The sequence below is a fragment of the Pseudanabaena sp. FACHB-1998 genome (assembly GCF_014696355.1).
Classification (GTDB): Bacteria; Cyanobacteriota; Cyanobacteriia; order Pseudanabaenales; family Pseudanabaenaceae; genus Pseudanabaena.
This window is the reverse complement of the sequence record NZ_JACJQA010000056.1, coordinates 1-25,463: the sequence shown is the minus strand read 5'-3', so window position 1 is coordinate 25,463 and position 25,463 is coordinate 1. Positions and strand designations below refer to the sequence as shown.

At 43.8% G+C, this 25,463-nt stretch carries 20 protein-coding genes and 1 pseudogene; 7 read left to right on the top strand and 14 right to left on the bottom strand.

Features of this window, described 5'->3' with window-relative positions:
- Window positions 1-3,233 (bottom strand): transcription-repair coupling factor (gene mfd, locus H6F42_RS21010; RefSeq protein ID WP_190401335.1); only part of this gene is annotated, 3,233 nt, incomplete at its 3' end.
- A gap of 284 nt (window positions 3,234-3,517) precedes the next feature.
- Here mfd and H6F42_RS21005 point away from each other — a divergent pair.
- From H6F42_RS21005 to H6F42_RS20985, 5 genes are read left to right on the top strand one after another with little or no spacing between them, the layout of a single operon-like run.
- Window positions 3,518-3,874: a CU044_2847 family protein gene (locus tag H6F42_RS21005; RefSeq protein ID WP_190401334.1), complete on the top strand. Its 357-nt coding sequence runs from the start codon at window positions 3,518-3,520 to the stop codon at window positions 3,872-3,874.
- Window positions 3,871-4,833 (top strand): AAA family ATPase, encoded by a 963-nt coding sequence (locus H6F42_RS21000; RefSeq protein WP_190401333.1) that lies wholly within the window; start codon window positions 3,871-3,873, stop codon window positions 4,831-4,833. Before H6F42_RS21005 ends, H6F42_RS21000 begins: the two co-directional genes overlap by 4 nt.
- Before the next feature lie 14 nt (window positions 4,834-4,847).
- The gene (locus H6F42_RS20995; protein ID WP_190401332.1) at window positions 4,848-6,770 is read left to right on the top strand and encodes a hypothetical protein; all 1,923 of its coding nucleotides are present in this window, start codon (window positions 4,848-4,850) and stop codon (window positions 6,768-6,770) included.
- A complete protein-coding gene (locus tag H6F42_RS20990; protein ID WP_190401331.1) occupies window positions 6,770-8,044 on the top strand; it encodes a CHAT domain-containing protein in 1,275 nt (424 codons plus the stop codon). The genes H6F42_RS20995 and H6F42_RS20990 overlap by 1 nt, the downstream gene beginning before the upstream one ends.
- Window positions 8,037-9,056: a sigma-70 family RNA polymerase sigma factor gene (locus tag H6F42_RS20985; protein WP_190401330.1), complete on the top strand. Its 1,020-nt coding sequence runs from the start codon at window positions 8,037-8,039 to the stop codon at window positions 9,054-9,056. The genes H6F42_RS20990 and H6F42_RS20985 overlap by 8 nt, the downstream gene beginning before the upstream one ends.
- A gap of 105 nt (window positions 9,057-9,161) precedes the next feature.
- Here the strand turns inward: H6F42_RS20985 and H6F42_RS20980 are convergent, their stop codons facing one another.
- The 7 genes and pseudogenes from H6F42_RS20980 to H6F42_RS20950 all read right to left on the bottom strand — a co-directional run bounded on the left by H6F42_RS20980 (window position 9,162) and on the right by H6F42_RS20950 (window position 15,985).
- A complete protein-coding gene (locus H6F42_RS20980; RefSeq protein ID WP_190401329.1) occupies window positions 9,162-9,413 on the bottom strand; it encodes a hypothetical protein in 252 nt (83 codons plus the stop codon).
- A gap of 194 nt (window positions 9,414-9,607) precedes the next feature.
- The gene (locus H6F42_RS20975) at window positions 9,608-10,027 is read right to left on the bottom strand and encodes a type II toxin-antitoxin system VapC family toxin (RefSeq protein WP_190401328.1); all 420 of its coding nucleotides are present in this window, start codon (window positions 10,025-10,027) and stop codon (window positions 9,608-9,610) included.
- Window positions 10,024-10,419 carry a type II toxin-antitoxin system HicB family antitoxin gene (locus H6F42_RS20970; protein ID WP_190401327.1) on the bottom strand — a complete coding sequence of 132 codons (396 nt, stop codon included), beginning with the start codon at window positions 10,417-10,419 and terminating at the stop codon, window positions 10,024-10,026. The genes H6F42_RS20975 and H6F42_RS20970 overlap by 4 nt, the downstream gene beginning before the upstream one ends.
- 126 nt (window positions 10,420-10,545) lie before the next feature.
- Window positions 10,546-12,813, bottom strand: a pseudogene (topA, locus tag H6F42_RS20965) (type I DNA topoisomerase).
- A gap of 37 nt (window positions 12,814-12,850) precedes the next feature.
- Window positions 12,851-13,558: a hypothetical protein gene (locus tag H6F42_RS20960; protein ID WP_190401326.1), complete on the bottom strand. Its 708-nt coding sequence runs from the start codon at window positions 13,556-13,558 to the stop codon at window positions 12,851-12,853.
- A gap of 9 nt (window positions 13,559-13,567) precedes the next feature.
- Window positions 13,568-14,794 (bottom strand): hypothetical protein, encoded by a 1,227-nt coding sequence (locus tag H6F42_RS21715; protein ID WP_199289230.1) that lies wholly within the window; start codon window positions 14,792-14,794, stop codon window positions 13,568-13,570.
- A gap of 18 nt (window positions 14,795-14,812) precedes the next feature.
- Complete coding sequence (locus tag H6F42_RS20950; RefSeq protein WP_242018554.1) at window positions 14,813-15,985, bottom strand: TraM recognition domain-containing protein; 1,173 nt, start codon at window positions 15,983-15,985, stop codon at window positions 14,813-14,815.
- A 249-nt stretch (window positions 15,986-16,234) separates the two neighbouring features.
- On the opposite strand from H6F42_RS20950, the gene H6F42_RS20945 reads away from it, so the two are divergent.
- Window positions 16,235-16,663: a hypothetical protein gene (locus H6F42_RS20945; RefSeq protein ID WP_190401325.1), complete on the top strand. Its 429-nt coding sequence runs from the start codon at window positions 16,235-16,237 to the stop codon at window positions 16,661-16,663.
- Window positions 16,664-16,762: 99 nt separating this feature from the next.
- On the top strand, window positions 16,763-18,559 hold the full coding sequence (locus H6F42_RS20940) for an NACHT domain-containing protein (RefSeq protein ID WP_190401324.1): 1,797 nt from the start codon (window positions 16,763-16,765) through the stop codon (window positions 18,557-18,559).
- Window positions 18,560-18,710: 151 nt separating this feature from the next.
- Here the strand turns inward: H6F42_RS20940 and H6F42_RS20935 are convergent, their stop codons facing one another.
- Genes H6F42_RS20935 through H6F42_RS20910 form a run of 6 tightly spaced genes read right to left on the bottom strand, consistent with a single transcriptional unit; the run spans window position 18,711 to window position 25,248 of the window.
- On the bottom strand, window positions 18,711-19,553 hold the full coding sequence (locus tag H6F42_RS20935; RefSeq protein WP_190401323.1) for a hypothetical protein: 843 nt from the start codon (window positions 19,551-19,553) through the stop codon (window positions 18,711-18,713).
- 5 nt (window positions 19,554-19,558) lie between these two features.
- Entirely contained in the window at window positions 19,559-20,596 is a 1,038-nt protein-coding gene (locus tag H6F42_RS20930) for a hypothetical protein (protein WP_190401322.1), read from the bottom strand.
- An 11-nt stretch (window positions 20,597-20,607) separates the two neighbouring features.
- Window positions 20,608-21,576 (bottom strand): hypothetical protein, encoded by a 969-nt coding sequence (locus H6F42_RS20925; RefSeq protein ID WP_190401321.1) that lies wholly within the window; start codon window positions 21,574-21,576, stop codon window positions 20,608-20,610.
- A 31-nt stretch (window positions 21,577-21,607) separates the two neighbouring features.
- Window positions 21,608-24,355, bottom strand: coding sequence for a hypothetical protein (locus tag H6F42_RS20920; protein WP_190401320.1), 2,748 nt, complete (start codon window positions 24,353-24,355; stop codon window positions 21,608-21,610).
- On the bottom strand, window positions 24,342-24,662 hold the full coding sequence (locus H6F42_RS20915; protein ID WP_190401319.1) for a hypothetical protein: 321 nt from the start codon (window positions 24,660-24,662) through the stop codon (window positions 24,342-24,344). Before H6F42_RS20915 ends, H6F42_RS20920 begins: the two co-directional genes overlap by 14 nt.
- Window positions 24,663-24,666: 4 nt before the next feature.
- Window positions 24,667-25,248: a hypothetical protein gene (locus H6F42_RS20910; protein WP_190401318.1), complete on the bottom strand. Its 582-nt coding sequence runs from the start codon at window positions 25,246-25,248 to the stop codon at window positions 24,667-24,669.
- Window positions 25,249-25,463 lie beyond the last annotated feature (215 nt).

The following is a 25,463-nucleotide window of genomic DNA, read 5'->3' as shown; positions in this document are numbered from 1 at the left end:
CGATAATAGAACTCAATCGGAATCTTTGCATGAAGCAACTCCCAAAGCGAATCCGTCAGTTTCGAGTCCAGAATCAGATCGCGCCCATCCTCTGAAGCATAAATGCGAAACACCCCAACCTTCCGCGCCACCAGCTTCAATTCCATAACCCTTAGTAACACCTGAGTTTCTTCAGGCAAAGCCCCATACAGACCCTCCCAAACCGCAGCCAACTTGAGAATCTCCTCCTTTGACTTTACCTTTGCCAAAGTCAAATAAGCATTAATCTTCGTCTCCTTGTTCTCTATGTAAGTATCAGGAATAAAAGCAACCAAACGCGGCAACTGAAGCTCAGTATCCGCAACTTCAGGCAAAATCTTCCCGCGTAACTCATTGATATATTCCTGAAGCAAATCCATATAGAGCGCAAAGCCAATCACATCCGCCTGACCCGACTGCTCCTCACCCAACAAATCCCCCAAACCACGAATCTCCATATCACGCATGGCAAGTTGATAACCCGAACCAAGCTGACTAAACTCCTGAATCGCATCCAATCTCTTCTTAGCTGAATCCGTCAACTCAAGGTTAGGTGGATACAGCAAATAAGCATGAGCCTGAATCCCCGCCCGACCAACCCGACCACGCAATTGATACAGTTGCGCCAAACCTAACTTATGAGCATCCTCAATCACAATCGTATTCACACGCGGAATATCCAAACCCGACTCAATAATCGTGGTACAGAGGAGAATATCTGCCTCATTGTTATTAAAAGCAACCATCGCCGTCTCTAACTCTGACTCCTGCATCTGTCCATGGGCGATCGCTAATCTCACATTCGGTAACATTGTTTGCAAAGAGACAGCGATCGCCTCAATCCCTTCAATGCGCGGCACAACATAAAACACTTGACCACTACGGTCTAACTCATGACGAATTGCTGTTTTCACAAGTGATGCATCATAGGCAGACAAATGGGTTTGAATCGATCGCCTTGAGGGAGGAGGAGTGGCAATCACACTCATTTCCCGCACCCCAGAAAGCGCCGCATAGAGAGTACGTGGAATCGGTGTAGCACTCAAAGTCAATAAATCCACATCCCCCTTCATCGCCTTGATTTTCTCCTTCTGCAAAGTGCCAAAGCGTTGTTCTTCATCAATCACCAGTAAACCCAAATCATGAAACTCAACATCCTTCGATAAAAGTTGATGTGTACCGACTATGACTTGAACTTTACCATCCGCAACCTGTTGTAAAACCTGCTTGCGCTCCTTGACAGGGCGAAATCGATTAACAATATCCACAACAAAAGGATAAGCCGCAAACCGAGTTTGGAGCGTATGGAAATGCTGTTGCGCCAAAATCGTCGTCGGAGCTAACAGAGCCACTTGTTTACCCGCACAAACCGCCTTAAAAATTGCCCTCACTGCCACCTCCGTTTTACCAAAGCCGACATCACCACAAACTAAGCGATCCATTGGGCGATCGCTTTCCATGTCTTGCTTGACATCTTGAACAGCTTTGACCTGATCGGGAGTGAGTTGATAGGGAAAAGAATCCTCCATCTCCTGTTGCCAATCGGTATCAGGTGGAAAAGCATAGCCAACTAAATTAGCGCGACGGACATAGAGTTGCAGTAAATCTCTCGCTAACTTGTAAATCTCCTTTTGGCACTTGCTGAGAGCGTTATCCCACGTCTTTGTGTTGGCGATGCTGCTTAACTTAGGGGGTTTATTAGAAGCACTGCGATAGCGGGAGAGAATCTTCTCATTTTCTGGCGCTATCGCCACAGCAGTCTTACCATCAGCAAATTCAACGATGTAATGCGGTTGCTTTTCGCCCTTCACTTCAATGGTTTCGAAGCGCGTAAATTTGCCAATCCCATACTTACAATGCACGACATAATCACCAACATTTAGCTCGTCATGATTAACTGATTCAGCCGCATTCATCCGTGAGGGATGCACAAAGGTTGGTGAGGCTAATAATTGCTGTCCGAATAACTCGCGATCGGTCAAAAGCGCCAACTTGCAACTAGGCAAAACAAAGCCTTGCATCTCCATCAGTCCCGAATATTTCAAAATCACAGGCTTACCAGCTTTCTGAATCCGCGCAATTGACTGTAAATCATCAGGATTACTGACAAAGTTAGCAATGCAATCATACTCCTTGAGTAAAGTTGCCACGCGCAGAGGTTGCGCCGAAATCAGCGTGACTTGATATTCCGAGTTGAGATATTCACGGATGAGCGATGCAATCTGGTCAAACTGATGGGGAACTATGGGAATAGAAGAACTGGCAAAATCAAAAATATTGGCTTTAGGTTTAAGTGGCTGCTCGGTAAGCTGAAGCATTTGAAACTTCTTCGCCTCAGTCATGCACCTAGCAAAGTCCCAATGTAGTTTTGAGATATCACCTTTCGATTGATTTTGATAAAGTTCTTCCGCAGCTTCGTACCAGCGATCGCCATAGCTCTGACATTGTTCGGGTTCATCAATGGCGACAATAAAGTTTTTGGGTAAGTAATGCAGTAATGTAGCTTTGTGAGATGAGTTAAACTCATGCAAATCGACAGGGGCGATCGCGATGCTAGACAGGTCAGTGAAGCTTTTGGGATTAGCGGGGTCAAATTCTCTGATTTTCTCGACAGTGCCACGATTGCAGCTTAGGCGCACTGGTAGATTTCGATTAACTGGAAACACTTCAAAACTAAATCCTTTGCGACTCCATTGTTTTGATTCCTTAACTTCTTTGACTTCTGCATATCCCAATCTTGCCAGAGCCTCGGCAAGTAATTTAACCGATTGCGAATCGCCGATATTGAGATAGATGCTATGTTTTTGGAAGACTTGCGTGGATGGTAGATGGGGCTGTAGCGCGTTAATGGTGGTAGCGATCGCTAAGTTATGCTGTGGTTTGGCAAGTAATTCCCCTAATATCTCCATCCTTGTCCAAGCGGTTTCTAAATCGATTTGGGCTGATTCGTAGGGAAATGTATCAAGGGGTTGATATAGATAGACGCGCCATGACATGGACTGGAGTTGTAAAGCCCATCGGGTTGCTTCTTCGACGGTGGCGGTGACGATGAGTAATGGTTTGGCTTGTTGTTGGCATAGGTGGGTGCTAATCAGTCCCTTGCCTAAGCGGGATAGTCCTGATAGAGATATGCTTTTGGCTGTTTTGAGCTTGTCGCCTATTTTTGTGGCGATAGGCGATCGGGCGATATTTTCAAGGACTGCTGTGAAGGTCATGGGTTTGGATTAAGGGTTATCCATTCTAGTTAAAATACAATCCCTTCATAGAGAAGCTTGATCGCAAAATCAAAATCAAGACTTGGTAAGGTAATCGTAGGGGTAGTTAATGCATTGATACATAATCTATGGATACGGATTGATTAAGTATATTATGCTGACTCATATTCTTGGTTAAGGGTATGGGAGATCTCTAAATTTTTGCAGACCTAATACTCGTTTTTATGGTTGTTATTTGTACGGTATTTATCGAGTAAAATCTGATCAAAATTTTTGAGGTCTTTATGCCAGTAATTAAGAAAACAGAAACTATTGACGGTGAAGATATCGCCATTTATGTTGAGGTGGATCAACTTCCTGCGGCAGCGAGTCCCTACGATGATCTACGGAGTGGAGATGTTGCGAATAAGGCTGTGGAGGCAGTAGTTGATACGTTTGGTGATGCGATGCAGTTGGTGCGTAGCTGTGCGGTGAAGGCGGTATCGGGGATCAAGTCGATTAATGAGGCAAGCCGCCCTGATGAGTTTGAGTTAAAGTTAGCGATTAAGCTGGACTCTGAGATGGGTGCTGTAATTGCTAAGGTGAGTGCGGGAGCGCAGTTAGAAGTCACAATGAAATGGACATCAAATAAGAAGCCATGAGTCAGTCACCAATTATTCAGGTTCTGCCTTACACGCGGATTGTGGGTCAGAAGGATTTAAAGCTTGCCTTGGAACTGGCTTATATCGCGCCGCGTATTGGTGGTGTGTTGATCAGTGGTCAACGCGGTACGGGTAAGTCAACGGCGGTGAGAGCTTTTGCACAGATGATGCGTGGGCAATTGCCTGTGACCTTGCCGATCAATGCTACGGAAGATCGGGTAGTGGGTGGTTGGAAAATTGATGAGTTGATGAAGGGTAAACCAGATTGGCAAGATGGTTTGCTGGTGGAAGCCGATCGCAAAGGATTGCTTTATGTTGATGAAGTGAATTTACTGGACGATCACATTGTCAATATTATTTTGGATGTTACATCAACGGGTGTATTGGTGATCCAGCGTGAGGGGAAAAGCGAAGAAGTATCTTTAGCTTTTACGTTAGTGGGAACAATGAACCCAGAAGAAGGTGGTTTGCGTCCTCAGTTGCTCGATCGCTTTGGGTTGATGGTTGGTGTAACTACAGAAACAGAGTTAGATCAACGGCGCGAGATTTTAAATACGGTATTGGCATTTGATGAGGTCTGGTCTGAGTTGCGCGATCATCCAGATGTCGCTTTACCTTACCTTCTTAAAAATGCTAAGGCAGAAGATGAGGCTTACAAGCAAGATCTGTTAGAGGCGAAAAGCATATTTTATGAGGTAGCTTTACCTAATAATGTAGTAGAAAGCTGTGTGAACTTGACTAAAGCCTTTGAGGTGCAAGGTAATCGTGGAGACTATGTGTTGGCTTTGGCTGCTCGTGCTTATGCTGCGTTAAAGGGGGCAAAACGAGCGACACAGAATCATGTCTGGGCAGTAGCAGAAATGGCGTTGCAACATCGTCGTCCTGAAGTGTCTCAGGGTAATGATGTGACTTGGACTAGCGCGGATAGTGAAAAAGTTGCCTCAGTTCTAGGTTTATAAACAGTTTTAAAAGGATGGCTGATTCTGAAAGTAGGGAAACGAATTTCTTGGATGATCCTCTGATACGTGGGTTGGCTTGTGCTGCGATCGCGCCGAGTCTGCGAAGTGTGTTGGTATTTGATGCTGATCGCGCAACCTTGCAGTTTGCGGCTGAGGCGATCGCGAAAATGTTGGAAGTGGTAACAAGCCAAAAAGTTGAAAAAGTGACCTTGGGGGCGATCGCTTCTGAGGACGATCTGTGGGGTAATTTAGGGCTTCATGCTAACTCTGATGGATTTCCGTTTGAGTGGCAGTCGGGCTTATTGGTAAATCGAGATCGTGATTTGCGCTTAGTTGTGATTCCCGATTTGACGCGCTTGAGTTTGGCGGCGACTAGGGCTTGTGTGATGCTGATGTCTGCGGATGTGGGACATTTAGAGCGCTATGGACAGCAGCAGTCTTGGCAACCGAATTTGTGTTGGTTAGTGGGTTGTGATAGTCAACAAGTGGGGATGGTGTCAACCCATTTGCTCGATCGCTTGGCTTTGCGATTGCGGAGTGGGATCGCGCCAACTTTAGAAACGGATGCGGCAAAAGTAACGCGCTTGTTGGATTGGCTGAGTAGCGATCAAAATTCGGAAGATTTGGAGCATTCTGTTGCATTACCTGATGGGCTGATTGCTCAAATACGGGCGGCAGTGGGTGTCAGAGCTAGGCTGACGGTGGAGGCTGGCGATCGCGTTTTGGAATATGTGACGGTTTCGGATCGCTATAGTCCTCGTCGCGATTTAGCTTTGGCAAGATTGTCGATCTCTTTAGCGCGGTTGGATGGGGTAACGGAGGTAGCGATCGATCATGTGGATCATGCGGCTCAGGTGATGGGATTGCAGCCTTTGCGATCGCGTCCTAGTTCATCATCAACTGAGAGGAACCGAACTGAATCTAAACCTACGTCAATTCCAGATTCTCTATCTAATTTTGATTTTGATAGAAGGTTGGATAATGCATCGCGTGATTTTGGAACGAATGAGGTTAAAGAACTTGTATATAAATCAGACACAATCAATGCGGAAGATTCGGAGTCGTTTGCCCTTGACAATATTGGTAATTCGACAAAGCCATATCCAGAAGATACTGCACCGATAGAACGAGAGGCGGGTTCGTTACGGTTGCCGATGCAACGTTTTAGGACGGCAAATGCGGCACGGGGTGTGGCGATCGGGGTCAAGAGGGCTACGGATGCTCGTGATATTGCTTGGGTGAGTACGATATTGGAGGCGGCGAAATTTCAGCGTATTCGTCAAGAATCAGCCAACGGAAGTAATGGTTTGGCGATCTTGCCAACGGATTTACGGAGTTATCGTCGCGCTCCTGTTGCTGAGCAAATGTTGATGATGGTGTTGGACTACACTTGTTTGCGCGATCGCAATTGGCAAGAGTCTTTGCTGCCCTATTTGACTTGGGCGTATGTGGAACGGGCTTGTATTTGTTTGATACAGGTAGGGGTTGCGGATGCGAAGCATGAGTTACGAGCGATGCGAATTGAGGCTCAGAATGTGCTTGTGCCGTGTATTAATTCTGGTTTGGAGTCTGGAAGGGGAAAGGCTACGCCGTTGGCGCATGGTTTGGAGTTGGCTTTGCAAACTTTGCGTCATGCTTTGCAACATGGGCGGAGTAAGGTGAAGCAGGCTGTGTTGGTGGTGATTACGGATGGAAGGGGGAATGTGCCGTTAGAGGCAAGTCGGGTGGGGGATATTGGGGCGTTTTTACCTGTGAAGCAGGGGGGGATTGAGGATGCTTTGCAGGTGGCAGCGCAGATTGGAGAGTTGGATGGGGTAAAGGCTTATTTACTCAATCCGCAACCGAAGATTTATGCTGATTTGCCCTTGCAATTGGCTAAGAAGTTGGGGGCTGGGGTGTTGGTGATTCCAGAGAGGGAATTGGTGGAGGTGGAATAATGCCTGAACCCAAGAAATCATTCATTCAAAGCATATTCTTTGGTGTGATGCCCAAACAAGTCAAATTACCCAAGTTAGATAATAGTGAACTTAGTTCAGTTATGGCTGAGGCTTCTATCGCATCAGTTATTGCTAAAGCTAAAGTAACCGAAGCGGAAATATTTCCACATAGCAAGGTTTATATAACCGAAAAGCCTCCGAAAGAGGTTGCAATTCTGTACATTCAAGCGGAAGGAGATAATTGCTATCGATTGATTGGGGGAAATGCTGAAATTTCTTTGCCTTTGACGGAATCTCAGAAAAAGCCAAAACTTTCTTTGGGTGAATCAGTACAAGAAAAGTTAAGTCCAGAAGATATTTGCGATGATATGAATCATTTTTCTCGCGTTAATATCAAGATTCGCAAATGGCTGAAGCAATTACGCAAGAAGTTCGATCACCAGCTATGTCTAGTTATTTCTGACCAAACGACTTTTGAAATTCCTTGGGAAATGTTGGAGCTTTCGCCTGATGAGTCGGATTCAGAATATTTAGGAGCTTTGGTAACAACTGTACGCTGGCAACAGGTGATTAAGGGTGATGACGAGTTGGTTTTGGAAATTAAGGCTGATGAGTGTTTTGGAAAGGCGATCGCCTATACCAATCACAAAGAACTGAATGTGGGTGTAGAGTTATCGATTCTAAAGAAGCTGAATGCAACAACCTACAATAACATTACAAAGTTTCATAGCCATTTACAACGGGACGATCTTGGTTTTGGGTTGATTTATATTGCTGGTCATGGAACATTTAGTGAGAATCATCGAGAGATTGCGATCGGTTCGCTGCAAGATCTACAACAACAACTCAAGCTTAGAGATTTGAATCGATGTGCGCTTAATCTTCTGAAGAAGTCAGAGGGAATTGTGTTTATCAATACTTGTCATTCTGGACGTTATCAAAAGCATAGTTGTATCCCTAGTGGTTATCGGCTTGGGTTTGTTGAGCTTTTTTTGAGGAAAGGGGCTAGAGGCGTGATCGGTACTTTAGGAGGTGTGGGAGATAAGTATGCCGCAGAGATCGCGAGGGATCTTATGCAATCTTGTATGGATTCACCAAGTTTATCTGTAGCGGCTTTGTTACGAGATATTCGCGCTAGGGTGGTAGCAGATCTAGCAGCAGAGCAAACTCAAGACAATCTATTAGCTTTCATATACACTTTTATGTATGTCTATTACGGGAATCCAATGACCGTACTCCGACTTACGCCATCAGGAGGACAGACCGATGACTGATACTTTACCGCTATCGATTCAGCCTGTGATTAGCTACCCCAAGGAGGCGGAGATCGGCAAGACATATCTGATGGAAATCGATTTGCAGATACCTGAGTCTGGTTTTGAGTGGCAATATAAGGAGGAAGAGTATCTGATTTATTGCATGGTAAATGCTGGGAATCTCTTTACAGTTACATCTGTTGGTGAACCTGCGATCGTGTTACATCGGTTTGGAGGGACTTATGGGAATGCAAAGTTTTTAATCAAAGCTGTAAAAGAAGAGAGGGAAGGTAAGATAAAAATATCTTTGGTAAATAGTTGGGGAGTGACAATCAGGTTTGTAAATTTAGAAAAAATACATATAAGAGAAAGTTTGTCTTCCTCTCAAAATATCGCAACTAAAGTAAATCCATTTCTCGTTAACAAAGAAAACAAACATACAAATTCAATTACTGTAGAGGATATTGTTTGCTATGCACTTGAAAACGGTAATTACAATTACGCGATCAATAAATTCATCAGGCGCATTTTAATTCAACATGGACTATCCACATCTTTAATGTTTGATATTTTACAAGAAGCATATCTTCTGGCGCAAATTGTTATTAATCCTATCGTTAATCCAGAAGCTTGGATAAAATCCACTAGTTTAAATATTGTTAGAAAAATGATCAAACAGAAAGATTCCCATGAAATCACTGAACTAGATAACACTTTGTTATCTAGTATTCCTTATAAGGATTATCAAAATATGGAAAGTGAAATCTTGATAAAGGGTCATCCGATTAGCATCTATAAAACTGATTTACGTAAAGCTTGGAATAACCTATCCCAAAGAAGTCAGCGCATTCTTTACTTAAGGCTCATAGATCAACTTTCTTGGAAACAAATTGCTACTGTTATAAGCTCCGAAGAATCTAAATCTATTAGTGAAGATAAGATGCGCCAGTCAGGAAGACGTGCTTTATCAAAATTAAAGGAAGAACTACTAAAACCTTCCAATACAATAAACTTAATCGAGAATAACTGAAATCTCTGCTAATCAAGCCTTTAAAAATGTCCTAAATCCAATAAAATATTTATTCCCGATTAGTTATGTTTTAAACATTTGGAGTACTGACAAAATCGGCTATCGCTATTTGATTTGAGATAAGTTGCGATCATTGCTTTTGGGAATGAGAGGACGACCTCTTTGAACATTTAGGGTGTCTGAGAAAATAGGCGATCGTTGTTTGATTTGGGATGAGTTGCGATCGCTAGTTTGTGCAATGAAAGGGCGATCGCTTTGAACATTTAGCATGTTTGACAGAAGTAGGCGATCATTGTTTGATTTGAGGTGAGTTGCGATCATTGGTTTGTGGAGTGAGATGGCGATCGCTTTAAGCATTTAGTGTATCTGAGGAAATAGGCGATCGTTGTTTGATTTGAGGTGAGTTATGAGCGTTGGTTTTTGGAATGAGATGGCGATCGCTTTGAACATTTAGAATGGCTGAGGAAATTGGTGATCGTTGTTTGATTTGAGATGAGTTGCGATCGTTGGTTTATGGAATGAAATGGTGATCGCGTTTCTATTCTTACTTGTTAAAGTGCCCAATTTTCAACTTGTAGATTTGGCACTTTAACAAAATCCTTTTGATTGCGAGTTACGACTATTCCATTCACAGACAGAGCGATCGCCGCAATGCGTAAATCTTGAGTTCCAACTCGCAACTTTTGACGTATCAAACTCTCAAAAGATGTATGAGCATTTTTGTCAAATGGCAAAACTTGGATACTTTTGAAATAGTCGAGAGTGATTTCTAATCTCGAATAAGCAGTTATCAAAGAGATAGCAGAATTAGCTTTCTTAATTTCACTGAGTCTTCCATACATTTGTTCCTCAAGCGAAATAACCGTAGCCGCTAGATTCTTGGAATTAGCCGAACCCAAGCGTTTAATGACATTGAGATCTCCTCGCTGATACAAAGATATATGATCGGTGTCAAGAATCCAAAAAGTCATAGAACCTGTTCCTTAGATTCTTCCATCTCAATTTGATGATAGTATTTCTCTAACTCAGCATCTTTTTCTCGACGGTACTCAGATATATCTTCTTGCATTCGATCAAAAGACTGATCATCCTTAAAAATCCCTGCAAAACGAAGCCAAGGATTTTCAGGTTGAGGGATTTCGATTTCTAATGAAACGACCTCAGCGCCTATAAATTTCGCTGTAACTAGCTTTTGTAAATCAGCCAAAGCAGATTGTCGATCGCCACTTTCTACGCGATATTCTGGTAATCCCAAGACCATCGCACTAACCTTGCCATTAGCTTCACTTTTTACAAACACATTTACTGCTGATTTTACTACCGAGCTAACAGTAAGATCGGCTTCTAAAACTGGAGTACTCATTACCATACCCTCTTGAATTTCATTAAACTCATTATAGTTGACGATTGGGCGCAGCAATTGCCTCATAGACAACAATAAATTTTGATTGATTAAATACAGTATAACCCTAACGAATCTCTATGCTTATCAAGACAACTTTTTCGGTCTAGGCTTAGCCACTTTACTCGATCGCTTCTGCTTCCCCTGACCAGCTTTCTTTTCTTTCCCAGTTGAAACTTTACTCAAATTCGGCTTCGCCGCCTCATCCAAATCACCAAACTTCTTTGACCACCACTTCTCCTGAGAAGACCAGAAAAAGACCACATCCGCATGATCCTTGCGTTGTCGCGCCTGAACATCCGCACACTTCAACATCACCTTATCCACACCATCCTTCGCATAGGGAAACTTAGCCAAAGGCTTACCACAGACGGGACAAGCAAAACTAGTCACCTCCGCCGTCACTGCATTCTCACTCTTAGCTTGAGGAATTTCCCACTGATTACGGCGATCGCTCCAAAACATCACCAGATTCTCACAGCCATGCTCACACTTGAGAAAATGCCCACCACTCACCTTCTTAGAAGGAATCTTACTGAGAGGATGATTACAAGCAGGACAAGCCACATCCGAAAGCTCATTTTTACGACCACTTGGCTGTAAATCCGCACCAAGATTCGTATAAGCCCGCGCCAGCATTGGCTGAAAATAAGACTGATGCCAACCAATCAAATAGCTTTGCCACTCCAACTTACCCACCGAGATTTCGTCCAAAGTCGTCTCCATCCCTGCGGTAAAATCGGCTCTGAGCAGATCGGGAAAAGTTTTATGCAGCACATCATCCGTAGACATTCCCAAAGCCGTAGGTTCGAGAACCTTACCCTTCAGCAACACATAGGTTCTATCCTTAAGCGTTTTAACGATCGCCGCAAACGTACTCGGTCTACCCACACCCTGACGCTCTAGTACCTGCACTAACTTCGCCTCGCTATACCTAGCAGGAGGTTGAGTTTGTTTCTGCGTAAAACCAGCATTCGCCAAAGCCAAAGTCTGACCACTCGTTAACGCAGGAATATGTTTATCCTTACTCAAATCATTTCAATAGCGCGTATAACCCGCAAAGGTAAGAATACTGCCCCTAGTCTGCCAAAGCGTCGAACCAGCTTGAATAATCACCCGACTTTTCTGAATCAAAGCATTAGCACATTGAGAAGCAACGGCTCTACGCCAGATCAACTCATACAGTTGATGCTGTTTGGCACTGAGATGATCTCTAACCGTTTTCGGAGTAATACTCAAATAGGTAGGACGAATCGCTTCATGGGCGGATTGAGCATTAGCCTGTTCGCGATGGCTAGTAGTCTTCTTAGGGACATTATCAGGATCGTGTTTTGATAGCCATTCCTTCACCTCAGCACAAAACTCAGGAGCAAGACTGGTGCTATCAGTACGGTGATAGGTAATCAAACCCTTCCGACCTTGAGGCAAATCGACACCCTCAAACAACTCCTGAGCCACTTTCATTGTCTCTTCAGGCGATAGCCCTAGTCTTACAGAAGCAGCTTGCTGGAGCGAACTGGTAATAAAAGGCGGCAACGGCGATTTTTGAGCAGTGACACCCGTAGCTTCGCGAACGATGTGAGGATGATTACGGGCCACTTGAATACTTCTTGTCGCTTCTGCTTCCGACAATACCCTTTTTGACTCAACCGTGGATTCTGCATTTACTTCCGCCGCATCGTCGGTGACATCCTGATCTTCAAGCACAGGCTCAATCTCACTACTCCCCGCATAGAAAGCCGTGAAGCCTTCAGCATATTCAGTCCATACCGACCAGTAAGTAATCGGCACAAAAGCAGTAATCTCTCGTTCACGCTGACAGACGATGTGCAGCGCCACCGACTGCACCCGACCTGCCGAGCTACCGCCACTGGTACGACGCACAAGGGGCGAAACCTTAAACCCAATCAACCGATCCAAACATTGTCTAGCGCGTTGCGCTGAAATCAGGTTTAAATCTAACTGATGAGCATTGGCGATCGCGGCTTTAACTGCCGTAGGCGTAATCTGGTTATAGACAGCACGTTTGGGATTACGCAAATTGAGTTGCTGTTGTAAATGCCAAGCAATCCCCTCACCCTCGCGATCGCCATCAGTAGCAAGCACAACTTCTGAAGCATTCTTTACAGCAGCCCGAAGTTTAGCGACTACCTGTTGTCCCTTACCTTCCGTCAATTGGTAGCGACATTCAATTTTGTTGGTATCTTTGTGCATGGTAAAGCCCAAGCTATCTTCACCATCTTTAGCTAGTTCTGTAAAGTGACCAAAGGAAGCTTCCACTTGCCATTCACTACCGAGGATTGCTTGGATGGTTTTGCACTTAGATGGAGATTCAACGAGTAACAGCTTTTTCATGTTTTTGTACCTGTGTAAACTTTACCACCAAACAGACTTACTTATGATTTTCAATAGGTTTAGATTGTTGTACGTTTAACATCTCCACAGCCCTAGCAATATTTGCAGCATCAAGATTGGTAACATGGGATTCTAAGACTTTCCCCTGCGACTCCACAAGGATCGGATTAACAGGACGATCTTTTGCCTTTAAAGTCATTGTATCCGAGTCTTTTTCGAGATTGAACTTGTAATTCCCCTTGCCATCAGGACGTTCAAAGATAAGATTATTACCATCATCTCTGCCTTTTGCCTGTAGTAATTCGCGACAATCACGCGCCAGTTTCAAATCTCGCTCTGCATCGGTAATTGGGTTGACAGAACTAGGAATAGCAGCAGTTGCAACATCTTCAGATTTACTCTCGGAATTATCCTTACGCAGATTACTCAAACCATCAAACATTGACAGAGCCAGATTTTGAATTTGCATTGCATAATTGCTTTGGTTCTGTTCTTGAGTAACAGTATTTACCTGTTGAGCGTCAGCAGCACCCGAATTAGGATCGCTACCTTTGTTCCGCACCTGAGATGGTTGCCACTCTTCATCAAATACATCATCTTTATCGATCATCGTTAAATCCTTAATATTAGTGGAAGACATTTCTCGTTCAGCGATCGCTAAAATATGGGCGCTATGCAGTTCCACAACTTGGTTAAATACAGCCATGAACTGAGCGATATCAAGCTCTGGGTTCGCAGTAATCATTGCCTTTACCTAACGCTCTAAATCTGGACTAGATTGCTCTAGCATGGGCTGAGGCAAATTCATGCGTTGAAATGCTTGCTGGAAGTTGTTTAAATCAGTTGGAGTCATGGCATTAAGAGAGATTTGACCTTGCATAGTCTGCAAAATATCTTCGCCAGTATGGTTATTGACAATGGCAAAATCACCATCCTGATTCCTTTGGAAATTGTAATATTCACCATTGAAAGACTCTTGACCAGTTTCATTAAGGACATTTTCCACGACCACCACACCCCTAGCCCCCGCTGGAGCTAGATCTCCCAGTTTATCTACTGCCGTGAGATAACCCTGATTTTGAGTCAAACTAGCAATATCCACAGTCGTTGTTCTAAACGCAGTTTTAGTAAAGTCAATCTGTTGGTCAACGGTTGTCCGATCCTCAATAAATACAGCCCGATCGCTTTGCAATTCAAACTTAGCGATCGCCTCACCATCAAGATTAGAAATCTCATAGAAATTGTCCTGAGATTGAATGCGATAATTTTCTGCCTCATACTTGCCATCGACACCCAATTTTGCAACTAGGGCAACCGACACCGCCGCCATCACCTGTTGTCTGAAGTCATCAAACGATAGAGGATTAGAACGTCCCAACTCATCATAATCACTGATACCATCGCCATCGGTATCAATGCTGCGAGGATTGAGTCCCATCCGCAGTTCATCCACATCAGTAATCCCATCTCCATCTAAATCACGATGCAGTAACCCTGCCAACTCTATTTTCGGGAGTTCTCGCCAATCTACATCGATATAATTCTGTTCAACAGGAGATGACAATGGCGACTGCGATGATTGCGAAAGCGGCGATAGATTACTACCAGATAAAGGCGATGGCTGAATGGGCGAGTTTGGTAACATCGCAAAATCAGGTTCACCTTTATCGCGAGGATTACTTAAGGGAACAGTCAAAGCCTGTGAAGTTTCAGAATTAGCCGAGCGATCTGGAGCAGCCTGATATCTGCGCCACCAATCATCCATGATGTCCTGATCCCATTGCTGAGATACCCGATCCCACTCTGCATCACTGAATCCCGATGATGGAGCATCAAGCTGTTGTTTATTGCCATCAGGATTATGCAATAGCTCTTCTTGTTTGGATAGCAATCGGCTTAGTAGTTCCGCCAAAGCTTCAATCGTAGTTTGAGCGATCGCCAATTGCTGAGCATTAGCCTGAGATGCTTCCGATGACTGCATAAAAACCATAATTTACCTCTATAAACCTTCAGCCCAAGCAGGGACAGTGGACTTGGGTGCATTAGGAGCATCTTTCGCAGGTAAAGGAAAATGCTCTTGAAAGTAATCTTTACGGGAAGCGATCGCCGCATCCGTAATTGGTACTTGACTACCAGCTTTAGCCAACCTAACTTTTAGGGACTCCCATTTGGACTTGCTCTTATCTGCCCTCTCTGCATCGACTTTGGGGATTCTGATATGGCAACGCCGAGGCACATTAGCTTCCTTCTTAGAGCTATATCCTGGGGAGATGAGAATACAATTACCTTGCGGTAATTTGAGAAAATCTTCTGGGGCAAATAGTTTGCGTGTACGTTCCTGATCCGATGTACTAGTGCTAGTCCTACCGCCACCTGAACTACGGGATTTAGATTTGTACTTCAAATGCTCATCACCGAGGTAGTCAGAGAAAATCTTCGCTGATTCAGGCTCAAGGGGATTGAAAATTGCCTTAGTCGCACAGCCACCAAAGATCGCTCTTGATACTTCCTTGCCATAGGTTTCTTCGAGCTGCACGAGATTCTGGAAACCCAACATACAGGACAGTCCATCCTCACGATGAACATTCAGCCATTGGACAAGGCTCGGCAAATATAAAGTTGGTAACTCATCGATCGCCACTAGTAGGGGATCTTCGCGTTTAGTGGACACCACATTACGGGTGACAATCATATGTAAAACTGTCGCCAACAACGGTGCAACCACATCCTGCTTTTCCCGCTTCATGCCGATAATTAACAATTGCTTGCCTTTCAACTGCAAAGGAATCGTTGTCTTGCCACAGAACACACTGAGGATATCAGGGGACATAAACCGACTAAAGAGAATACTCGCAGTCGAGATTACAGAAGCAACAGTTTTCTCAGAATCCGCCATCGAAATCAACTGCCCAAAGCTAGTTTCCACCCAAGTTGGTAAGTTCGCATTCTGGACTCTGGCAGGCAGATTATTCGCACCTAATGCTTTGGCACAGAAAATAATATCAGGATAGGGAGTTGTCTTGGCAAGCAGCAACACTGCTTGAATTAGCTGGTCGCCACTGTTAGTAAAAAAGGGATCTTCATTACCTTTACCGCCTGATTTGAAGTTGCGATTCAGCACGATCGCTACCTGTCGCGCCATATCCACATCCGCAGCATCACGAATTGGCATTGATACTGAAAGTATAATTCGACTAATTCACAGTGATGAAACCCTTTCTTAGTAACTTTGTCATATTTCTTTCGTTCTTCAAGTGTGTAATGCCAAAATTTCTTAAAAAAACATATACATTTTTGTTTGAGTGTATTAGATTACAGATGGTGTATCTGCGTAATTCATTTGAATTTGAAAATGATATTATTCGGATAAATATAATAAATGCGATTGTCTTGACACGATCATTACTCCTAGAAAAAATCAATGGATCCTTTAACTATTCTGATGGCGATCGCAGGTTTAGTAACATCAGGAGCGCTGACTAAAGTTGGTGAGAATGTCACTGATTCTTTTGTTACTTTTATTGTTAAGTCAAAGCATTTGTTAGATGAGATTCAGAAAAAATCACCTAGTACTGCAATTGCGATTCAAAATGCCAATCAACAACCTTTGGATTATGGTCAAGCGTATATAGATATTGAGACGGTTTCCAAAAATGATCAAGACATGAAAAAGTTGCTCCAAGAGATGCGGGAGCTTATCGAATCTAACGAAACAATTGCGAAGGAAGTTGAACAAGAAATAAATACACCTAATTTTCAAGTCACATCATCAACAATAATTGAGAATTGGAAAGGAATTAACGTTAAGGGTGGAAACAATACTATTATTGGAAATACATTTAACTTCTGACTACAGTCGTCGGGTGAGAATCCAACAAAGCAAAACATCCCACAAATTAGAAGTCAAAATATTCAAAATGAACTGATTAGTTCAGTTAAGCAAGAGATTATGGCGCGATTAAGCCAGTCATTGCACAATAATGCCATATCTTTAGATTTGCAATTACAGCCAGAGAAGGTAAAAAGCCCTTGGGATAAAGACATCAAAATAGGGAAGTTGTCAAGCGAGAATTTACCTATAGGTACAAGTATGTTGAGCGTTTTTGAAAGACCTGAAATCCAAGGCAATCTGCTCATACTTGGTGAACCTGGTTCTGGTAAGACGACAATGACATTAGAGCTATCTCTGAGTCTTATCCAGAAGGCGGAATCAGATCAAGAGTTTCCAATACCAGTTCTCTTCGATCTAACTTCATGGAGTAACGTATATCCAAGCTTACGAGAATGGCTAGTAGTAGAATTATCCTCCTCGACTAAACGTAGAGTTCGAGAAGATATTGCCCAAAAACTAATTGACGAGAAAAAGCTTCTACTAATTTTAGATTCTTTAGACGAATTGAAGCCAGACCAACAAGGGATATGTGTTCAAGCAATTAACAATTTTTTACAGAGTGAGTTTCGCCCACAGTACCTAGTGGTGTGTAGTAGAAACGAAGAATATGAAACCTTCTCGAAAAAGCTGGAATTAAATGGTGCAGTATATATAAATGATCTAACAGATTCTAAAATTCAAGATTATCTTGATTCCCAAAAAAAGATAGAGCTTTGGCAAGTTTTTAAGGAAGATGAAGCATTATTAGATCTCGTTCGTAAGCCTCTAATGCTAAATATCACAGTTCTATCCTATGAAGAGCTATCAATAGAAGAGTGGCATAAAGCAGCTTCATTGGAATCTCGCCGATCTTTACTATGGGATACTTACATAAAAAGGATGCTAAAAAGAGATTTAAAAAATCTTTCATACAGAAAATACAACTCCGATAAAACTCAAAAATGGCTATCTTTTTTAGCACAAAGACTTCAAAATGAATTCCAAAATGAGTTTTTGATCGAGAAAATGCAACCATCATGGCTTCTTTCTGGAGAACAGATTCAAAGCTATAATTTGCTTTTAGGTTTATTTAGCTTTGCGATTATTTTTCTTATTAGCTTTGCAGCTTGTCAATTTTCAAATATAGGATATAAAATACTTTTAATTATTATTGGAGTAACAACATTTATTTGGTCTGTAATAGAGAGGCATGAAATCAGAATAAAAGAGAGAATAGATTTTTCTTGGAATAGTATTCTAAATGCTTTTACATTTGGCTTTAAGCTATATTACTCTTTTCCAATATCAAGGGCTAGTTTGATTTTAATATTCTTTATGGCTGGTTGGGAAAGAGTAGTGATTGTCTTTGTAAGCACAGGGCTTATGTCTTCGATATTTCTATTTCCCTTTCAATTAAAATTTTTAGAGATAGAAGAAAAGCTATCTCCTAATCAAGGAATTAAACAATCAGGGCTTAATTGGATTTTAGCGTCATCTTTATGTGCATTGCTAGGCATAGGCGTACAAAACGTTATGATGTTTAGAGCATATTTGGGCTTTTTAATAGGTATAGAACCATTTGAGGGAATGATACGTGAACAAGGTTTAGCACAAGTTTTTATTCCTAACCCTATTACAATGGCAGCTATTGGAGCGCAAATCACTTTTGCGTTAATTGGCAGAGTTTTCATACAACATCTATCTCTTCGTCTTGTTCTCTTCTTCAACAATCTGATTCCTTGGAACTATGCACATTTTCTTGACTACTGTTATGATCTTCTTTTACTACAGCGAGTTCGTGGACGTTACCGTTTTATCCATGAGTCTCTGCAAGAACATTTCTCCAATATCAAATTAGAGGAAGAGACACAGTAGTTTTTTAGAGAGTATCTTAAAAATTTATGACATTGGGTTGAAACCCAGTTAACCGAGCAAAGTCAATTTCATCAGTTACGCTTACTGATTGTGGTTCTTGGACTTCGGTAATCATCACAACTCCTTAAAGTATCGACAAAAATAGAAAAAGTTATTTCAAATCATTTCTGGTGAGATCCCGCATGGCATAGATTTCTAGCCCAGAGGACTTAACTTTGAAAATGGCTTGTTCCAACGGTGAAACATCGGCTTTAAGATTGGGGACATCGATCGCCTGAATAAAAATTTCCTTGTTAAAGGGAACCGATTCACCAACTTGATTGAGGGGACTGAAAGTAACTAGATTTGCCACCAGATTAACTTTCCACTTCCCTTTCTCAATCTCTTCAGGAGCCGTAATCGTCTGCGGTACTAGAATTACCTTGCTGCTACCTGAAAATACTTCTGTTGGGGTGAGTTCCGCGATTGATGAGAGTAATCCTTTACGGAAGTCTTCGGAAAAAGCAAAACTGGCTTGCCATGCCGTCGTCGTGATTTTCTTTTTCAAGCCCTTGTCCGCCGTAACTTCCACACCAGTATCTAGAAGTGGCTGCCCATTTTGACTAGCATCAGAAGGTAATTCTCCTGTCCATGTCATCAGCGCCATCACCTGTTGAGTGACAAACTGCTTTACCACTTCAGGAGATCTGGTTTTATTGTCACTAGCGATCGCTGTAATTGCTTTTCCGTCTGACAACTGCACGAGCGTAGGTGGTTTCTGGGAAGCAAGGGAAGTATATGCACCAATCAGAGCCATCAGTCCCAGGCTATTCAGTGCCGATAAGCCAAGTATGCCGAACAAAATCGATACCACCAGTACATCTTTAGGAGTTTTGGCTTTACCACTGTGGGATAGACCAGTAGGAATAAAGCGATGGAAAGCATTAGTTTCATCTGTTTCCTCTGTTTTTGAGCTTAGTTCTGGATTCACTTCTGTCTTTGGATATGAGTTCATGGGAATTACCTAGAGATGCGTAGACCGATATTTAAACCTGCGGATGCGGCGGCACTTGCTGCCGAGAGGATGGCGCTAAATATTGCCATGCCACCACCTGCTGATAGGGATAGCGCCAGAATTGGTGCAAGCAAGCCAAGGGTAATGGCAATGGAGAGCGTATCCAGTTGTGCGGATGCGGCGATCGCTGTCGCCGCCAGCCCCGTGACAATGTTCAAGCTTAGCTTTGCCATGCCTAATGACCAGAATCCTGTCATCCATGCATAGAGAGGCTTTGCCCCAATCGGTAATAAAGAAGCACCAACCGCAAGAGGACCGAGTAGACCTGTAAGCAGAAACCCGACCTCAATCAAAGCCTGAAACGCCGACTGCATCGCTACCATAAAAGTCTCGATCGCCGCCAGCATGATTGACCTTGAAATCACTGTGCCAGGGAAGAGATTGGTAACGGCTTCGAGAGGGTTTTCACTTGCCTTCTCAATTTGTTTTTGCAACTTACCCACCAGAGCCGCAGCAACCGCACCGTAGTTAGATTGGTAACTATTGAGTAGAGATTGAGCTTTGGTATTCACCTCTTGTAAGCAGACCTGCATCTCTTCATTTTTAGTGAGTCCATTGCACTGCTGACGGTAGGCAATAATTTGCTCTTGAGTTACTGAGAAATCAGCTAGGGCTGATAGGGTTTTCTCTAATTGGGCGGTTGAGGTAATTGCGCCTAAGACTGAGTTATTGGCATTGTTGATTACTGTTCGCATCCCATTGGTGAGTCCAATCAGGTTTTGACCACCGTTGGTGAGCAGCACAATTACAATTATTGGCCAGATTAATTCGCCAAACTGCCGATAGCTTTGGTCATCAATCAGGTTTTTAGTAAATTGGATTGTCCATAGCAATAGTGAAGCCACGGCAATGATTAATCCCAGATTGGTGAGCGATTGGTAGAGAGTGCCATTGAACGCTAGTTCCCAAGTGTTTTGCCATGCACCTTGTACCGCTAGCGACACCTCTTCGGAATTGTTGACGATCGCTTGAGCAATTAGCATGGTTTATCTCGCTATCTTAGAAAGGTATAAGGCATCCGTTGTTGAACTGTGGAGTTACGCTCGATTAGACGATCTTGGCGATCGCCTTTGAGTGATGCATTAATCTGGTCAAGGTTGAGAAGAGATGTTGCTCCTTGTTGGGTTTGTTGTACTTGCAGCGCTAACTGTTGAGCATCGATCTGAGCGCGTTGGCTATTCTGTTCGGCTACCTGTGAGTTCTGTTCAGATAGCAACCCCAGTTGATTAGCGACATTACCAACCTGATTAGCATTGTTGCCAAACTGGGAAGCAATATTGGCAAGGATTGCCGAATTACCCGCATTCTGTTGCGCCACAATCTTGAGGACATCCTGTGTCGATAGGGCGGCTTGTGCCTGCTGCGACAATCCATCCACCTGTTGGGAACGAGACAATGAGTTCTGAGCAAAAGTGACAGAGTTAGCCGCAATTTGTTGGGAGACATCAGCGATCACGTTGCTATTGGCTGCACCTGTCTCCGTGTTCAAAGATAGCTGTCCAACAGTCTGAGCATTGACGAGCATATCTTCTAGGGTTTTCTTCAGCCTTGTTTGCCCCTCTTCGCCCAATACATTTTGGATAGAGGTATTCGTAATTGCTGAGGTAACAACCCCTTGATTGAGCAAGGTGTCATTTAGCCCCGCACTGTTAAAGGCTCCTTTGATTTGAGCAAGGACTTCGGCTTTAGCTTTACTAGGATCTGGTAATCCCAGTAGCCCAATCGACTCAGTAATGGCGGCTTGTACCTGTGGTAAGTACTGCCCCAATATCTTGTCCATTTGAGCTTTTAAGAAGTCCCCAGAGTTAATCGAGGTAATCAGTTGGTTGACCTGTTGGATTAATCCTGTGAGTTCGGACGGCAATGGTACTTGCACAGCATCTGCAGGGGGGGGACTCAGTAGCAGAAGGGAACAGGTTGCTATGCTGATGACGGAGATCCGACGAGTTTTTGGTTTATTCATGGCGGTGTAATAAGTTTCTAGAGAAGAAGAATTAAGCAGTCAGTTCGGGTAATTTCAGCTTGCGCCCATCTCTCAAAGCACTTGCCATTTCGCGCGAAAAAGCAGCTAGCCCTTTGTAGGGATCTGCCATCGCCAGCATGTAAGCGGTACGAGCCTCTTGCTCATCGGGATTGTTTGCCACCACGCCCAGTTGGATATAGCTAGGGAAAAACCGCACGAATGTATAAATGCCTGCGTCATCTAGTAACCATTGCGAATAGATCGCCTCACGTTTCGGGAAGAACCGCTCCTCCGCGTTCTGGGCAATCACCTCTCTGGGATATTTGAGGATGCTGACAAAACTATCTACTGCCGAGGGTTGGATACGGCCAATTAATCTGGTTGATAAGTTTTGGAGGATCTTCGGTGCGGAGGGAGATCTAGCGATCGTGTCAGGGTCTTGTGCCGAGATAATTACCTTGATTCCTGCTTTAGCTCCATTGGCACAGAGCCGCGCCACCATTTCCGAGATCGTCGGATATTCAAATAGAATTGGCGCTTCATCAATGAACAGGATGCTGGCGGGTGATGATAAAGCGCGTCGCAGGGCGGCGGAATATGCCGACAAAGCTAAAATCGCGGCATCTTCGGCTTCCGATAGGTTTCGCAGGGCAAACACCAATAGTCTGGCATCACTGCGAAAGGTGGATGGACGGGAAATGGCGCGACCAATTCTGGAATTAAGCCAAAATCGCAGTTGAATCACAATTTGATTAGTGGCCTGATCGATCTGTTCGCTATCGGCAACATCAGATGTAATATCCGCTTTACCGACCGTTAAAAAGTAATCAAGAAAGTCCGACAGAGTGGGCATATTGCTCCATGCTTCTGTACCGAATCCAGCGGTGATCGCCTTGTCGTATCGGGCTTTAATCTGCTGATCGTCAAAGAAGCTATTAACCACAGGCACTAACAAAGCCCTGATCAATTGCCGCAGTTGCCTTTCCGATGAGGAGAGGTCATGCTGACTTGCACCAAATACCATTGTCATCAAGGCTGTTTCCACAAAGGATTTGAAATCCCGCAGCCGTTCTTCTGCTTGTTCGGAGTCAAAGGCTCGCAGATCTGGTAATTCGAGCAAGTTTGAAGACTCTTTACTAATGTCGAAATAGGCTCCCAGTTCACCGATGAAATGGGTGTAGTCTGTGAACGTACTTGTGCCATCGGGCTTAGGGAAGTCTAGAGCCACAACTTGCTGATTATGGCAGAGGGCTTGGGATAAAACCGCCGATACTAATACCGACTTACCCGCACGGGTGGTGGCAAAAATACCGATATTGCGATGCTTACGCACGTCGATATACAGAGGCATCCCGCCTTCTTCCGTCATCAGTTCAAAGCCAGTTTCATCGACCGATCTGGGCATCACACAACCCGTAAAGGCAACTGCTTCATCAGATAGATAGACATGACGACGGGGGAATGGTTGAGCCAGCAGATTTCCCACTGTCACAGGTAAGGTCTGTTTCCACATCAGCCACGCATATTCCGTCTCACGCTCTACCCAAGCAGGTCGCTGAAAGCAACTACAAAAATAGCGACAGGCATCATCAAGGGCAATTAAGTTAGGACGACGAATCAATACCGCCACTGCCACGTTAATTGGCATCGCCCCTTCGTAAAGTGCTTCCTGAGCTTTGACTGCTTTTTGCTGTTTCAGTGATGCATTAACGTTGATGTTATTCAAGGAAGCAGACTGTTCTTGCGAGACGATGCTCTGCTTGGTCACACGCTGCATATTCGCTTTGACAATCGTTTCATTAGCCCTTGTGAATTGACAGAATACTTCCGTATTTGCCACAGAGTCGCGGGCGATCGCTTCCCAGAGATAGCGCATCTGCTTACCCTTCGATGCCCAGCCGCCTGGTTTATCCATGAAGGTGAGTACACCGATATATTCACCTTTGAGGTGGACAAACCCATTGTCAGCAAAGGGAATAGAATCGGGACGTTCTAGCAATAGTGTTTTCAGATGCACTTGGGTATTGACGCGCTCTTCCACGCCCCGCTCGGACATCACCAGCAGTTGCGGAATCGCAGGTGGGGTGCTGCTATTAAATTGCCGCCAGAGATGCTCCCACAGTTCATGCTCAGTCAGTGGGCGCAGGTCTAGACCCATGCGATTAACGAGAATCTGCTCCCAGTTCAAGAAGCCATCGGTAAAAGCCTTAGCAAAAGCAATCTCATGACGCTCCTGCTCAATTTGCTTTTCCTGACCCATCAATTGCTGCGATAGCTTCTGTACCCACGCCAGTGCTTTTTCAAGACCATCATTGCCTTCAGCCGTGGAACCACGCACAGTATAGGTGGCATAGAGTCTCAGGAATTTTGGTTTGCGTAGTCCTGCTTTGGCTAGCTCCTGTACCCTTTGCTTTTCACCCATCACCAAAAATTTTAGTTGCGGCGTATCCGCTTGTTCGTAAAGTTCTTGGAGTTGCTGTTGGCGATCGCTGTCAGAACTAACTGAACCAAAATGTACAGTCAGCTTTTCACCATCAGGAATATCTTTTAAACCTGATTGAATCGCCTCAAATAGCGATTCTTCCTGCTCTGTTGAGAGTGTGGTATGAATCCCCTTTGACTCCCAGCCAAATACAAACTGCAATGACTCTAATGACGATTGCCCTTGCTTGAGGACAAAGCAACTGACGGCACGACCGCGTAGCTCAAACTTGAGCAGACATTCTACGGCTAGCTCTTTTTCAAAGTGCTTATATCGCTTTTGATTAACGCTCTGCATAATTTCTTACCTCCTGCTTACGCATCCCCCTGTACTGATAAACGCCTCGCGTCCATCGCGGCACAGGGATAAATTTTGATAAAAATCGATAGGGTTTTGAACCTGTCAAGATCCACCATGTCGCATCACCCCAAGCCACAATCAGCAATACCCATAACCAAGGCAGATTCAGAACCACGTAGCAAATCATGAACAGGGTAAAGCTGATGATTGACCAAGGAATGATTAGCTCAGTGGGAAATGGTCCAATCTTCGGACTTGCACCCAAAATGGCATTGACCTTACGAAATTTGTACTCTTCTGCCATAGTTTTAGGTTGCACCCGTGATAATGCCTGCCAAAATGTCGCCCATTGTTACGGTCACTACCAGAATTAACGGTGTTCTAGCCATTTGCTGCCAATCATCGTCATTTCTAGCTGATTGAATTACTTTTACTAGTCCAATTCCCAGATAGATCACAAACAAGGCTCGCAGCACATTGAAAATCAGGGCAACAAGTCCTGTATCGATACCAGGAATTGCACCCGTCATCCATGTCTGGGTCTTATTAAAAAACTGGGCTTGGGCTGGCTCCACTGTAAAAATCAACAGCAAACCTATCAGGAAGCCGATGGCGATGCCCAGTAATAAAACGGGACTGTACTTGGAATGCCGAATCATTTGCTCGAATTTGCCATAGAGCATCAGCAATACCTTTGGGAAGGCTATCAGCAAACCAATCAAGGCTAGTAGCGCCGTGAGATACATCCCTTTAGAGCAAGCAAAGGTGATGACGATTCCCACAATTGAAGCCGTCAATGTGGCTATCTGAAGATTTTGGATTTGGCTAAGGAAGTTACTACGGTGGGGACTATAGGGAACTCTCAGAGAATTAGTTGGATAAGTTTTCATAGTTGCTATCTAGAAAAATGTGAGACATGGGAAATAGATGCACAAAAGCCATAGGCAACAAAGCGATCTGATTACCTTTGCACCTCTACTTTTGAAAAGCATGAGAGTGTAAAGTGAAATGTGTAAAGTCTGGGATGTATGCAGAGAGATAATCTAGCCACACAATAACTAACACAAAAACCGATGAATATTCGCAAAGAATTGCTAGATGAATT